The sequence below is a fragment of the Alkalilimnicola ehrlichii MLHE-1 genome, assembly GCF_000014785.1.
Taxonomy (GTDB): domain Bacteria; phylum Pseudomonadota; class Gammaproteobacteria; order Nitrococcales; family Halorhodospiraceae; genus Alkalilimnicola; species Alkalilimnicola ehrlichii.
In genome coordinates this window covers 1958582-1972696 of sequence record NC_008340.1, presented here as the reverse complement: position 1 = coordinate 1972696, position 14115 = coordinate 1958582, and the positions used below count along the sequence as shown (strand labels likewise).

The window sequence follows — 14115 nt, the reverse complement described above, 5'->3', positions numbered from 1 at the left end:
TCCGGCCGGGGACAGCCGGCAAGGTCTGACGCATTACAGGAGCAGCCGGGGGATGGCCTCGTTCCACTCCCGGCTGGCTACGCGGGCCCCGTTCTCGTAGGCGTCCAGGATCGCCTGGATGAAGAAATGCTCGGCATCGGCGGTGAGGCGGATGCGGGCGTCGATGCGCACCGCCCAGTCGCCGCGCTGGAAGCGGGTCTCCTGCTCGATGACGGCCTCGGCGGACAACGGGTCCTGCTCCTGGATACGGAACACCCGACGCATGGTGGAGCCCAGGGTGAGATCGATGTCCTCGATCCGGGCCAGGGCCGCGCCACCCACGTCACCGGCGTCCCCGAAGGCGGTATAGGTGGTCTCGTCGTTGGTCAGGTCCACGGCGATACTGCGCTCCGGCTCGGCGGTCTCGAGGATGGTGTGGGTCGGGATGGGGCAGCGCTCCGGCGGCCCGAAGGCCGGTAGCTGGTCATCCTCCGGTCGCGGCGGTCGCAGGGGCAGCGCCAGCGTGCTCGCCCCGGTGATCAGGGTGATCTCCGACCGTTCCGGTGCCGGCCAGATGATCGGCCAATAGGCGCTGGAGATCGCCAGCCGGATGGTGTGCCCGGGGGCGAAGCGGTAGGCCATGTCGTTCAGTCGTACGGTGATCCGGTAGCGTTGCCCCGGCACCAGCGGGGCGGGGCGCTCATGGCTGTCCCGGTGCGCCAGGTTGAGCACCCCATAGCTGACCCGGCCGGAGGCCCCGTCCGGCGCCACGTCGTTCAGGCGAACAATCACGTGGGCCAGTGGCGTGTCGCAGGCCAATTCCAGGGTGACGACCGGCGTGCCGAGCATCTCCACCGGCTCGCTGAGCGGGTCGGAGTCGAAGACCAGCGACTTGCCGTCGTCGGTGCGCTGGTCCATGGGGGCGTCGCCCTCGGCGCCGAAGCCGTAGAAATCGCCGGCGCGCAGCCCGGTGGTCTGCGGTGAGCGCAGGCGCATGCGATCCTCCGGGTCCGGGTGATCGCCCAGCGAGAGCACGTTGAGGTGCCAGGTGCGCGGGGTGATGCGCGGCGAGGGCCACTCGGTTTCCGCCACCCAGCGGCCGGGGCGCTCGTCGTGGCGGGGCGCCGGGGCGATCCAGTCCTCCATCCAGGCACGGATCAGCGGCTCGTCCATGATGCCGTTCTCTTCCTCCTTCAGCCAATAGTCCCACCAGCGCACCGCTTCCTGGAAGAAGCCGATGCGCGGCCCCGGCTCGGCGGCGTGGGGAAAGGCGTGGGGCCAGGGGCCGATCAGCGCCTTGCGCGGCGCCTGTAGGCCGGCCATCAGGCGTGGGATGGCGTTGACGTAGCCGTCCGCCCAGCCGCCCACGGCGTAGACCGCGCACTGGATGGCCGAATAGTCCTCGCACACCGAGCCCTGCTTCCAGTAATCATCCCGGTGGGGGTGACGCATCCACAGGGCGGGGAAGAGGCGGTTGTGTGCCAGCCGTTCCAGCCATTGCTCGCGCCAGGGCTCACCGGCGATCTCCGGGTCGGGGGGGCAGGCGTTGAGCGAGAAGAAGGCCGCGCCCCAGGTCAGGTTCTCGTTGAGCAGACAGCCGCCCTTGTAGTGGGCATCGTCGGCATAGCGGTCGTCGGTGGAGCACATGGTGATGATGGCCTTCAGCGCCGGCGGCTGGCGGGCCGCCACCTGCAGGGCGTTGAAGCCGGCCCAGGACAGGCCGATCATGCCCACCCGGCCGTTGCACCAGGACTGTTCGGCGATCCAGGCGATGGCCTCCTCGGCGTCGTCCTGCTCCTGGGCCAGGTACTCATCGCGCAGGATGCCCTCGGAGTCGCCGGTGCCGCGCACGTCCAGGCGGATGGCGGCGTAGCCGTGGCCGGCGAAGTAGTGGTGCAGCGGTTCGTCACGCAGGCGTGTGAAGTCGCGCTTGCGGTAGGGCATGTACTCCAGCACCGCCGGCACCGGGTGGTCGGCGGAGCCCACCGGCAGCCAGACCCGCGCGGCCAAGCGCACGCCGTCGGACATGGGGATCCAGACGTTCTCGATCACCCGGACATCGTCGTCGAAAGATTCGATCACCCGCATGGCCGTTCCTCACTGGCCGGGTCAGCCCGGCGCCTTCTGTGGCCGAGCGGCGCGCAGGCTGTCCAAGTCGCATTCCAGCAGCCGCTCGGTGGTGCGCACCAGGGTGCGGGCCACCTTGTAGGTGGTCTCCAGTGAGACCGATTCGTTGGGGGCATGGGCCAGTTCGATCTCGCCGGGCCCGTAGATCACTGTGGGCACCTGGGCGTGGCGGACCCAACCGGACATGTCGCAGCCGTAGGGGGCGGCGCTGATGGTGGGGCTGCGCCGGTACTCGTCCTCGGCGGACTCGGCCAGCGCCTGGACCAGTGGATGGTCCTCGGGGGTGGCCGCCGAACCAAAGCCCGAGGCCAGTCGGGAGATGCGGGGTGGGTTGCGGCTCAGCCAGGGGTCGTCCCGGATGGCCTCGTCGATGGCACGGCGAAAGCGCGCCTCGGCCTGGTCAATGGTCTCACCCAGGGGGACCCCGACCCGCACCTGCGCCTCCAGCGAGTCCATCACGCTGGAGGACCACAGCCCGCCGTGGAGGGTGCCCACGTTGGTGGCATAGGGCAGGGGGTGGACCTTCATCAACGGGTGGGTTTCCGCCTCGTTGACCGCCTTCTCGTCGGCGCGCATGGCCTCGTAAAGGGTGATGAAGTGGTCCAGGGCGCTCTCGCCCTGCAGCCGCTTGCTGGCGTGGGCCGCCTTGCCCGGCACCTGGATGCGCAGTGACATGGCGCCGGCGTGGGCGATCAGCAGTTCCGGGATGCCGTCCTGGACCGTGGGCTCGGGGATGATGGCCACGTCCGCGTCCCAGCCGCCGCGGATAGCCGCCAGGGTGCCCAGCCCGCTGTCCTCCTCGGCGGGGACGGCGGCGAAGATGATGCGGCCGGGGAAGTTGCGGCCGCTCTCCGCGAAGGCCTCGAAGGCGGCCATGGCGGCGACCAGGCCCGATTTCATGTCCGATGCCCCACAGCCGTAGATGCGGTCACCGCGGGTCATGCCGGAGAAGGGCTCGTCCTGCCAGTGGCTGTAATCGCCGGGCGGCACCACGTCCACGTGGCCGGTGAGCAGCACCGAGGGGCCGGGCTGTTCGCCACGCAGCACGCCCACCACCACCGGGGCCCAGACCCGCTCCACCTCGTGGCCGGGGTAGCGCGGATCGCGCTGCAGGGCGGCGATGCCGTCGTTCCAGTAGTCGATCTCCACGTCCTGCTGTTGCAGCCAGTTGGCGATCTGGGCGACGGCGGCATCCTCCTCACCGGTGATGGAGGGGATGCGGATCAGGGAGACCAGGCGCTCGCGGATCTTGTCAGGATCGACGAAGGAAGTGCGTCTGACCATACGACGGTTCCTCTGTGTCGGCCGCGGGGGCCGGATAATGGGGTGCTATGCTCGCTAGCATGAGTGTAGATGACACCCCGTCCACCGGAACTGAAACCGGTCCGTTACCGGCACCCCGGCTGAGTCGCGGCCGGTTGACTCTGCGCCCGACCCGGCCGGAGGACTGCGCCTTCGTGCTGGCGGTGGAACGGGACCCGGACAATGCCCGGCATGTGGGGCAGTGGCCGGCGGCCCGGCATAGGGCCTGCATCGACAGCCCAGGCTGGGTGCACGCCATCGTCGAGGAGGCCGGGGTGCCGGTGGGCTATCTGGTGCTGCAGGATGCCGATGACCCGGACGGCAATCTGTTGCTGCGCCGTATTGCGATGGCCCGCAAGGGCGGTGGCCGCGGACGGGCGGCGCTGATCCTGGTGATGCGCTACTGCTTTGAGGTCCTCGGTTTCCACCGGCTCTGGCTCTACGTCGCCGAGCACAACAAGCGGGCCCTGCGCCTCTACCTCGGGTTGGGTTTCGTGATGGAGGGGACGGCCCGGGAGTGCGCCGCGGAGGGGGAGCGGCGTTATTCCATGCACATCCTGTCCCTGCTCGAACGGGAGTACCGCCTGCAACTGGCCACGTCCCGGCACCGGAGGGGGGCGGGGCGCGGCGCATGAACCGTGGCGCAGCCGGCCGGGCTGGCGTAGCGGTTCAGCTGTAGTTGGTCGGCACCACGTCAGCGAACTGGAAGTCCAGGGCCTGCATGATGTGGCGGAACTTCTGGTGCAATTCGGCTTCGTCCGCCGCCCCCAGGAAGACATCGCCGATCTCAAAGCTGTAGCTGTCCTGGGCGCGCAGTTCCGACAACCGCATCCCTTCCTCTATGGCGATGTGGACGATCAGTTCCGGATGGACCCGCTTGAGCGCCTGGATCTCCTCCTCGGAGGGCACCCGGGTCACCACTGTGTCGGCGAACACGCGGGGCATGAACTTGCCCGCCATGGGGAAACGGCCCTCCGGACGGGGGAAGTCCGGCCGCCGGCCCAGGGCGATGTCGATGGCCACCTCGTGGTGGGAGGCCCCGGTGGCGATCTGGAAGATCGGGCAGTGGGACTTGGAGATCCGCGCGTTGATCTCCAGCAGCCAGATCTTGTCGATGGCCTCATCCCAGAAGAACTCCATGTTGAACGGCGTGTGGTCCAACCCGATGTGGTGAAGGAGCTTTTCCGCGTGTCCGATCATGCGGTTGCGGACCCCGGCGGGGAGCTGGGAGGGGTACTGGTAGCTGAAAAAGCTCACGTTATTGGCGGCCCGCAGCGAGTCCACCACCGCATACACCACCACCTCGCCGTTGTGCACGTACCCCTCCAGGGTGCAGAGCCGACCACCGATCAGCCCCTCGGCGATGCAGGTGGCGCCGCTGCCGCGGTCGGGCAGGGCGGCGCGGTTCTGGCACTGCTCGACGATGTAGTCGAACGGTTCGGCGAACACGTGAATGTGCTCGCGAATGGTGGCCATGGCGTCCAGGTACTGCTGCTCGTTCTCAATGCGGAAGCCCAGGTAGGAGGAGAAGGCCACGGTGGGCTTGAGCCAGAAGGGGTAGGCCACGTCCAGGTCGGCCAGCGGGTCGTCGCTGTACGGGTCCAGCCCCTGGAAGTCGGGCGTGCACTCGGGCACCGCCTGCTCGCAGGCGAGTCGATTCCAGTACTTGCTCTCACAGTAGAGCACGCTCTCCAGGGTGGGTGTGGGTAGGCCGTGCTCCCGGCGCAGGATGGGCAGCATGGAGGTGGTGGGAAAGTCCCAGTGGCCGATGATGCCGTCCACCGCGGGGGCATCCGCGAGGGTCCGGCGGGCCTCGGCCATGATCTCCGGCATCGGGTAGGACTCGGGCAACACCATGGTGTCGTAGTCCACCAGGCCGTGGAAGGTGTACTCCCCGGCGTTGCGGACGGTCTGCAGTTCAGCGAGGTTGAAGTCGTCCAGCCCGATTACGAAGATGTGCTGGGTCATGCGGGGAAAGCTCCTAGAAATGCGCCGGCCGGTGGGTCCGGCCCGGCCTGGCAACACCACCCAATGTAGTCGAACAACCGCTACACTGCCGGGACGAACGTCCGTTTTAAGAGTGCCGCCATGACCACGATCCGTCGGGATACACCGGGCGAGCGCTGGCTGGCCGAGACCCACCGGGTCGAGAACCAGCCGCCGCCACTGCAAGCCTACAATCTCTACCGCCAGGACGCGGCGCTGCGGGAGGGCGTGCACCGTTACCGGGCGGGCTGGGCGGAGGCGGGCCTGGTCCGTCAGGGGGCGTGGGCCGGGCGGCCGGAGGTGATCGAGCTGGGCTTCCAGGCCAACGAGCAGCCACCCCGGCTGCATACCCACGACCGCTTCGGTCACCGGGTGGACGAGGTGCGCTATCACCCGGCCTATCACCGGCTGATGCGGCGGGCCCTCACCCAAGGGCTGCACGCCGCGCCCTGGCGGAACCCCGGCCCCGGGGCCCATGTGGCGCGGGCGGCCCGTTACTACCTGCAGGCGCAGGTGGAGGCGGGGCACGGTTGCCCGGTCACCATGACCTTCGCCGCCGTGCCGGCCCTGCGACGCCAGCCGGACCTCGCCGCCTCCTGGCTGGACAAGTTGCTAGCCCTGGACTACGACCCGCGCAATTGCCCCGTGGCGGCGAAAAAGGCCGTCACCATTGGTATGGCCATGACCGAGAAACAGGGTGGCTCGGACGTACGCGCCAACACCACCCGGGCCTATCCCCTGGGCACGCCGGGGCCGGGCGAGGCCTACGAACTGGTGGGCCACAAGTACTTCGTCTCGGCGCCCATGAGCGATGCCTTTCTGGTACTGGCTCAGACCGATGCCGGCCTGAGCTGCTTTCTGTTGCCCCGGTGGCGCCCCGACGGCGGCCGTAACCCACTGCAGATCCAGCAACTCAAACGCAAGATGGGCAATGTCGCCAATGCCTCCAGCGAGACCGAGCTTCGCGGGGCGCTGGCCTGGATGGTGGGTGAACCGGGGCGCGGTGTCCGCACCATCATCGATATGGTGGCCATGACCCGCTACGATTGCACCATCGGCTCGGCGGCGGGGCTGCGGCAGGCGGCCGTACAGGCGTTGCACCATTGCCGTCACCGCCGTGCCTTCGGTGGGCGGCTGGTCGATCAGCCGCTGATGGCCAACCTGCTGGCGGACCTGGCGCTGGAGAGCGAAGCGGCCCTGCAGGTCGCCCTGCGCCTGGCGGGGGCGCTGGACCGTCCGGACGCCCCCCGTGAGCAGGCCCTGTTCCGGCTCGCCACACCGGTGGCGAAATACTGGGTCTGCAAGCGCACGCCGGGGCACGCCTACGAGGCCATGGAGGCGATCGGCGGCAGCGGGGTGATGGAGGACTGCATCCTGCCCCGCCTGTTCCGCGAGTCGCCCATCAACGCCATCTGGGAGGGCAGCGGCAATATCCAGTGCCTGGATGTGCTGCGTGCGGTGGAGAAGGCGCCGGACACCCTGGACGCCTTCCTGGACGAACTGGAGCGGGCCCGCGGCGCGGACCGGCGCTACGACGCCCACCTGGACCGGCTGCGCCAGGCGCTGCCGCCGCGGGCCGACGCGGCGTATCGGGCCCGGGCGTTGGTGGACGACATGGCCACGGCGCTGCAGGCCGCGTTGCTGCTGCGTCACAGTGACCCGGCGCTGGCCGATGCCTACTGCGCGGGCCGCCTGGCCGCCACCGGTGCCCACCACTACGGCACGCTGCCGGACGGCGTGGACTGCGCGGCCATCATCCGCCGGGCCACCCCTGCGGTCTGAGCCGGCCCCGCCCGGTCTCAGCCCCCGGGGGCCGGCAGCTGTTGCCATACTTACGCAATGCAGTGGCTGGCAAACGATTGCGGGAGGAGGGGCCATGACAGTGTGCGACGGTTTTGCCGGGGCGGTGGGCAACACCCCACTGATACGCCTCAAGCGGCTTTCCGAGGAGACCGGCTGCGAGATCCTGGGCAAGGCCGAGTTCATGAACCCGGGCGGGTCGGTGAAGGACCGCGCCGCGCTCTACATCCTCCTGGATGCCGAACGGCGCGGCCTGCTGCGCCCCGGTGGCACGGTGGTGGAGGGGACCGCGGGCAATACCGGGATCGGCTTGGCCCACCTGTGCAACGCCCGCGGCTATCGCTGTGTGATCGTCATTCCCGAAACCCAGACCCAGGAGAAGATCGACCTCCTGCGCACCCTGGGCGCGGCGGTGCACACCGTACCGGCCCGGCCCTACAAGGACCCGAACAACTACCAGAAGGTGGCCGGCCGCATGGCCGAGGAGATGGACAACGCGATCTGGGCCAACCAGTTCGACAACACCGCCAACCGCCAGGCCCACTACGAGACCACCGGGCCCGAGATCTGGTCGCAGACCGGAGGGCGGCTGGACGGTTTCGTTGCGGCCACCGGCACCGGCGGCACCCTGGCCGGCGTAGCCCGCTACCTCAAGGCGCAGTCGCCGGATGTGCGCTGCGTACTGGCCGACCCGCACGGCAGCGCGCTCTACGGCTACGTCAAGACCGGTACGCCGGAGGTGACCGGCAGCGGCTCCATCACCGAGGGCATCGGCAGCACGCGGGTCACCGCCAATCTGGAGGGGACGCCCATCGACGACGCCTACAGCATCCCCGACCAGGAGGCCGTGGATCGGGTCTATCAGGCGCTCTACCAGGAGGGGCTGTTCCTGGGCAGCTCCTCCGGCATCAACCTGGCTGCCGCTGTGCGCCTGGCCCGCGAGCTGGGGCCGGGGCACACCATCGCCACCATCCTCTGCGACGGGGGCGCGCGCTACTACTCGCGGCTGTTCAACCCGGAATGGTTGCGCGAGAAGGGGCTGACCCCGGAGACTAACCGGGAAACAGGCAGGGATGACCCGGAGGCCCCTTGACCACCCAGGCAGAGATTACGGCGTTCCTGGCCGCTGAGTTCCCCCAGACACCCTGCACGGTGGAGGCAGTGGGGCAGGGTAAGGCGACCGTGCGCCATCCCATCGGCGAGAACGAGCTGCGTCCCGGCGGCACCGTCTCCGGCCCGGTGATGATGGCGGTGGCCGACGTGGCCCTCTACGTGGCCCTGCTCGGCGTCATCGGCATCGTGCCGCTGGCGGTGACCACCAGTCTGAACATCAACTTCCTGCGCAAGCCCGCCGCCGACCGGGACATCGTTGCCCGCTGCGAACTGCTCAAGGTGGGGCGGTCGCTGGCGGTGGGGGAGGTGGCGCTTTTCTCGGACGGTGACGACCACCCGGTCGCCCACGCCGTGGGGACCTATGCCATCCCCGCGGAGCGCTCTGGCGCCTGAGGCCATGGCGGCGTCCGGACGTCCCGAGCCGCAACGCCGCCCCGGGGCGGCGCCCGGTCCGGCGCTCCGGGTGGGCCAGGCCGAGGCGCGGCTGCTCAATGGTGTGCTGGGTGACCCGCTGCTGCACCTGCGGCTGCACCACCAGCGCCGCAGCCTGTTGTTCGACCTGGGAGAGGGCAGCCGGCTCTCGGCCCGCATCGCCCACCAGGTGAGCGATGTCTTCATCAGCCACGCCCACATGGATCACATTTGCGGTCTACTCTGGCTGTTGCGCTCGCGAATCGGCCCATTCCCGGCCTGCCGGCTGTACGGCCCCCCGGGGCTGGCCGGGCATGTGCAGGGCATGGTCAATGCGGTGCTCTGGGACCGGGTGGGTGAGCGCGCGCCGGGTTTCGAAGTCCTGGAGCTGCATGAGGGGGACCGACTCCTCCGCGCCGGGGTCAGGGCGGGGCGGAGGGCGCCGATGCCGTTGGCGCCCCGTCGGGCACCGGACGGCTACCTGCTTGCGGAGCCCCAATTCCGGGTTCGGGGAAGGGCCTTGGATCACGGCACGCCGGTGCTCGCCTTTGCCTACGAGCCACCGCGGCAGCTCAATGTGCGCAAGGAGCGGCTGGCGGCCCGCGGCTGGCCGCCCGGCCCCTGGCTGGGGGAGCTGCGCCGTCGGGTGCTGGCGGGGGATCGGGACGGCGATCTGGCGCTGCCCGACGGCCGCCGTTGGCCGGTTGAACGGTTGGCAGCGGAGCTGTTGCTGGAACGCCCCGGGCAACGCCTGGTCTACGCCACCGATCTGGCCGATACGCCGACCAACCGCCAGGCGCTGGTGTCGCTGGCCAGGGGGGGCGCATACGCTCTTCTGCGAGGCGCCCTTTCTCCGGGGCGAGGCCGCTCAGGCCGCCCGCACCGGCCACCTGACCGCCGGCGCCTGCGGTCGGATCGCCGCCGCGGCCGGGGTGCAGCGGTTGGTGCCCTTTCACTTTTCCCGCCGCCACAGCCGCGACCCCAGGGCCCTGATCGCGGAGGTACGCGAGGCCTATGGCGGCGAGGTGGTGGTGCCTGGCCTGCCCCACCTATACTGAACGGCGTGGCCCGGAGGTGACCGGCGGATCGAACGCGATGTGGTGGCGGAGGTGGCCAGCTACGGGCGGCAGCTGGGGCTGCTCACCGAGGCGCTGCTGGCCGTCGCCGGGGACAGTGAGGCACCGGCGGTGCAGCGGCTGCGCGAAACCCACGCCGCAGTGGAGGCGGTGAAGGGGCGGCATCGCGACGGTGCGCTGCGAGCGGCCGAGTCGGCCCTGGAGCGCTTGCGCCGCGACGATCCGGCCGCCTTTCAGGCGTTGATTGAGCGACTCACGCCACCGTCAGCCAGCGACCGCCGTTGAAGACCTCGTGGGGTCGGAAGTCGGCCTTATACCGCATCTGGTCGCAGCCCTTGATCCAGTAGCCCAGGTAGACGTAATCCAGCCCCAGGCGGCGCGCCTCGTTGATCTGCCAGAGGATAGCCAGGGTGCCCAGGCTGCGCTCCGGCAGGTCGGGCCGGTAAAAGGTGTAGACGGCAGAGAGCCCGTCGGCGACCAGGTCGGTGGCCGCCACCCCCAGTAGGGTGTCGTTTTCGTCGCGGAACTCGTAAAACAGGGTCTCGCACCAGTCCGTGCGCAAAAACTCCAGGTAGTCGCCGATGGCGGGGTCGCTCATTTCGCTGCCCGGATGGCGCGCCTGGAGGTAGTCGCAGTAGAGCTGGTAGTGCTCTTCCCGGTAGGTTGATGGCAGGGGCTCGACGGTGGCTCCGGCGTTGGCCTTCAGGCAACGCCGGTGGCGCCGGCGGGAGCGGAAACGGTGCACCGGTATACGCAGTGACTGGCAGGCGTGGCAGGCGTCACAGCCAGGCCGGTAGATATAGCGCCCACTGCGCCGGTAGCCCTGACGGATCAGGTTGCTGTACAGCCCCGGCGAGAGGCTGGCGTCCGGGTCCACAAACCAGGTACAGGCGGTTTCCCCGTCCAGGTAGGGACAGTCGTGCTCGCCGGTGGCGTAGACGGGGAGGCGGCGAATCAGGTCGTTACGACCCATACAGCACCTCCGGTGCGGTGGTCCGCGTTTGGTGTTGTCGATGGATGGCCACCGGGTCCAGGTCCCGGTCGAAGCGCCAGGGCCCGCGCCGGTGGGGCAGGACCAGGGCCTGCTGAAGCTGGGCGAGAAAGCGGCTGCGGCTGACATCCACGGCGCCCATGCGGCGCAGGTGGGGGGAGCTGACCTGGCAGTCGAACAGGGCGAAGCCCCAGCGGTGGAGCTGCGCGCTGAGCCAGGCCATGCAGGCCTTGGAGGCGTCGCTGCGCCGGCTGAACATGCTCTCACCGAAGAAGGCCCCGCTCAGGGCCACGCCGTACAGACCGCCCACCAGCTCGCCGTCCCGGTCCCAGCACTCCACCGAATGGGCGATGCCCAGTTCGAACAGCGCCTCGTAGGCGTGCATCATCTCGGGCACGATCCAGGTGCCGGCCTGGTCCTCCCGCGGGGCCGCGCAGGCACTGATGACGCCGGTGAAGTCGGTGTCCAGGCTCATGCGGAACGCGCCGGTGCGCAGCCGCCGTGCCAGTCGGCGGCTGACGTGCAACCAGCCCGGGCGGAAGATGCAGCGCGGGTCGGGGCTCCACCAGAGGATGGGTTGACCGGGCCCGTACCAGGGGAAGATGCCCCGCCGGTAGGCCTGCTCCAGGCGCACCGGCGACAGGTCGCCCCCCACCGCGAGCAGCCCGTTGGGTTCGTCCATCGCCTGCTCGGCGGGAGGAAAGGGACTGCGCGGGTTGTGTTCATCCAGCCAGTAGAGTCGGTACATGGGGCTCAGCCGGATCGCGCCAGGATGGACTAATCATACCATCCGCAAGCCGGCCTTGTCCGGCCGCCGGAGAAAGCGGGCGACCGCTGTCCGGCTCTTGGATGACAACCTGAGATTATGGCTGTATCCTTCTGACTGAATTGACAGTTCTTTCGGAACTGAGCGCCATTTCCTTCACGCCGGCTGTCCGGCCCAGCAGTGACGACGCGAATGACCGTGGCCCGATCACAGACCCAGAAGCCCGTCCGCTCCGCCCTGGGGCACCACGTCAGCCGGCGGCTGCGCGAGGCGCTGCTGTTGGTGCTGGCGGCGGTGGCGGTGTTCATGATGCTGGCGCTGGTCACCTATCACCCGCAGGATCCGGGCTGGAGTTTTAGCGCCCAGACCGACCAGGTCCACAACGCCGGTGGCGTGGTGGGCGCCTGGTTTGCCGATTTCACCCTCTATCTGTTCGGGTACCTGGCCTACCTCTTCCCGCTCACCATGGCCTATGCGGCCTGGCTCGCCTTCCGCTGGCGGCGTGAGGGGGGCGGTGTCGACGGTGGCATCGTGGCGGTGCGGGGCGTGGGCTTTGTGGTCACCCTCGCCTCCGGCACCGGGCTGGCGGCGCTGCATTTCAGCGCCATTCCGGAGACGGTGCCCCTCTCCGCGGGCGGGGTTCTGGGCGAATTGGTCGGGCACGGGCTCGGTGGTCTGTTGAATTTCGAAGGCGCCACGCTCTTCGCCCTGGCGCTGTTCCTGGGGGGGATTACCCTGACCACCGGCCTGTCCTGGGTGGGCCTGATGGACCGCCTGGGCCGCCTGGCCTTTCGCACCACCGGCTGGTGCCGCCGGCAGGCGGGCCGGCTGAGTGAGGGCCTGGCCGCCGCGCGCGCCCGCCGGGCGGAGCGGGCACGGGCCGCGCGTGAGGCGCGGGCGCGCCAGCCCGAGGTGCGCACGCCTTCGCCCCCGCGCGGGAAACCGAAACCGCCGCGGGTCACTAAGGCCGAGCCGGTGGTGCCCAAGGCCCCGGCACCCGGGCGCAAGCCGGCCGCCGGCCAGCAGATCGAACTCTTCCACGACAAGCCCGCCCCCGGGGCTGCGCCACCGGTGAACCTGCTGGATTCGCCGCCGGAGCAGCAGGGGGGCTACTCCGAGGACACTCTGGAGGACATGTCGCGGCTGGTGGAGACCAAGCTGGCCGACTTCGGTATCGAGGTGGCGGTGACGGCGGTGCAGCCGGGCCCGGTGATCACCCGCTTCGAACTCAAGCCGGCCAAGGGCGTCAAGGCCAGCCAGATCACCAACCTGTCCCGCGACCTGGCCCGGTCCCTGGCGGTGATCTCGGTGCGGGTGATTGAGGTGATCCCGGGCAAGTCGGTGATGGGGCTGGAGATCCCCAACGAGCAGCGGCAGCTCATCGCCTTTTCCGAGATCATCCGCTCGCCGGAGTATGAGAAGGCGCAGGCGCCGCTCACCATGGCCCTGGGTCAGGACATCGGCGGCCATCCGGTGGTGGCCGATCTGGCCAAGATGCCCCACCTGCTGGTGGCCGGGACCACCGGTTCGGGCAAGTCGGTGGGGGTCAACGCCATGATCCTCAGCCTGCTCTACCGGAACAGCCCGGAGCGGGTGCGGCTGATCATGATCGACCCCAAGATGCTGGAGCTGTCGGTTTACGACGATATCCCGCATCTGCTCTCGCCGGTGGTCACCGATATGAAGGAGGCGGCCAACGCCCTGCGCTGGTGCGTGGCCGAGATGGAACGCCGCTACAAGCTGATGGCCTCGGTGGGGGTGCGCAACCTGGCCGGTTATAACAAGAAGGTGCGCCAGGCCCGGGAGCAGGGCGAGCCGCTGCGCGACCCGCTTTGGAAGCCCGATGAGCAGATGGACTACCAAGTGCAGCCCGAGGCACCGGAACTGGAGCCGCTACCGTTCATTGTGGTGGTGGTGGACGAGTTCGCCGATATGATGATGATCGTCGGCAAGAAGGTGGAGGAGCTGATCGCGCGGCTGGCGCAGAAGGCCCGGGCGGCCGGCATCCATCTCATTCTCGCCACCCAGCGGCCCTCGGTGGACGTGATCACCGGGCTGATCAAGGCCAACATCCCCACCCGCATCGCCTTTCAGGTCTCGTCCCGGGTGGACTCGCGTACCATTCTCGATCAGCAGGGCGCCGAGGCGCTCCTGGGGCACGGCGATATGCTCTACCTCGCCCCCGGTTCCGGGCTGCCCAACCGGGTGCATGGGGCCTTTGTCTCCGACCAGGAGGTGCACCGGGTGGCGGACTTTATCCGCCAGACCGGGGAACCCGACTACGTCGACGAGGTCCTTCAGGATACCACCGACACCGCGCCCATCCCCGGTATCCCCGGTGAGGGCGGTGGCGATGGCGAGCAGGATCCGCTGTACGATCAGGCCGTGGCGGTGGTCACCGAGACCCGCCGGGCGTCTATCTCCGGCGTGCAGCGGCGCCTGAAAATCGGATACAACCGCGCCGCCCGCATCGTCGAGGAGATGGAGGCGGCGGGGGTGGTCAGCGCGCTGCAGCCCAATGGCGGTCGCGAGGTGCTGGCACCGCCGCCGCCCAAGGATTGACC

The 14115-nt window shown here is 69.3% G+C and carries 12 protein-coding genes; 7 read left to right on the top strand and 5 right to left on the bottom strand.

Annotation, left to right across the window (positions count from 1 at the left end; translation table 11 throughout):
* Positions 1–33: 33 nt before the first annotated feature.
* Both MLG_RS08795 and MLG_RS08790 read right to left on the bottom strand, forming a co-directional pair.
* A complete protein-coding gene (locus tag MLG_RS08795; RefSeq protein WP_011629463.1) occupies positions 34–2067 on the bottom strand; it encodes a CocE/NonD family hydrolase in 2034 nt (677 codons plus the stop codon).
* Between the two features lie 21 nt (positions 2068–2088).
* Entirely contained in the window at positions 2089–3390 is a 1302-nt protein-coding gene (locus MLG_RS08790; RefSeq protein WP_011629462.1) for an ArgE/DapE family deacylase, read from the bottom strand.
* A gap of 134 nt (positions 3391–3524) precedes the next feature.
* Here MLG_RS08790 and MLG_RS08785 point away from each other — a divergent pair, with 134 nt between their 5' ends.
* Positions 3525–4043 carry a GNAT family N-acetyltransferase gene (locus MLG_RS08785; protein ID WP_049753551.1) on the top strand — a complete coding sequence of 173 codons (519 nt, stop codon included), beginning with the start codon at positions 3525–3527 and terminating at the stop codon, positions 4041–4043.
* A gap of 34 nt (positions 4044–4077) precedes the next feature.
* Here MLG_RS08785 and MLG_RS08780 read toward each other — a convergent pair whose 3' ends face one another.
* Positions 4078–5376 (bottom strand): ATP-grasp domain-containing protein, encoded by a 1299-nt coding sequence (locus tag MLG_RS08780; RefSeq protein WP_011629460.1) that lies wholly within the window; start codon positions 5374–5376, stop codon positions 4078–4080.
* Between the two features lie 120 nt (positions 5377–5496).
* Between MLG_RS08780 and MLG_RS08775 the strand changes: the two genes are divergently transcribed.
* From MLG_RS08775 to MLG_RS08755, 5 genes are all read left to right on the top strand, one after another.
* The gene (locus MLG_RS08775) at positions 5497–7176 is read left to right on the top strand and encodes an isovaleryl-CoA dehydrogenase (RefSeq protein ID WP_011629459.1); all 1680 of its coding nucleotides are present in this window, start codon (positions 5497–5499) and stop codon (positions 7174–7176) included.
* 94 nt (positions 7177–7270) lie between these two features.
* A complete protein-coding gene (locus tag MLG_RS08770; protein WP_011629458.1) occupies positions 7271–8287 on the top strand; it encodes a cysteine synthase A in 1017 nt (338 codons plus the stop codon).
* Positions 8284–8700, top strand: coding sequence for a PaaI family thioesterase (locus MLG_RS08765; RefSeq protein WP_011629457.1), 417 nt, complete (start codon positions 8284–8286; stop codon positions 8698–8700). Before MLG_RS08770 ends, MLG_RS08765 begins: the two co-directional genes overlap by 4 nt.
* A 4-nt stretch (positions 8701–8704) precedes the next feature.
* A complete protein-coding gene (locus MLG_RS08760) occupies positions 8705–9796 on the top strand; it encodes an MBL fold metallo-hydrolase (RefSeq protein ID WP_011629456.1) in 1092 nt (363 codons plus the stop codon).
* A gap of 19 nt (positions 9797–9815) precedes the next feature.
* Positions 9816–10079 (top strand): hypothetical protein, encoded by a 264-nt coding sequence (locus MLG_RS08755; RefSeq protein ID WP_011629455.1) that lies wholly within the window; start codon positions 9816–9818, stop codon positions 10077–10079.
* Here MLG_RS08755 and MLG_RS08750 read toward each other — a convergent pair.
* Positions 10048–10767, bottom strand: coding sequence for an arginyltransferase (locus MLG_RS08750; RefSeq protein WP_011629454.1), 720 nt, complete (start codon positions 10765–10767; stop codon positions 10048–10050). The genes MLG_RS08755 and MLG_RS08750 overlap by 32 nt on opposite strands.
* Positions 10757–11533: a leucyl/phenylalanyl-tRNA--protein transferase gene (gene aat / locus MLG_RS08745; RefSeq protein ID WP_011629453.1), complete on the bottom strand. Its 777-nt coding sequence runs from the start codon at positions 11531–11533 to the stop codon at positions 10757–10759. Before aat ends, MLG_RS08750 begins: the two co-directional genes overlap by 11 nt.
* A gap of 210 nt (positions 11534–11743) precedes the next feature.
* Here aat and MLG_RS08740 point away from each other — a divergent pair, with 210 nt between their 5' ends.
* A complete protein-coding gene (locus MLG_RS08740; protein WP_011629452.1) occupies positions 11744–14113 on the top strand; it encodes a DNA translocase FtsK in 2370 nt (789 codons plus the stop codon).
* Positions 14114–14115 lie beyond the last annotated feature (2 nt).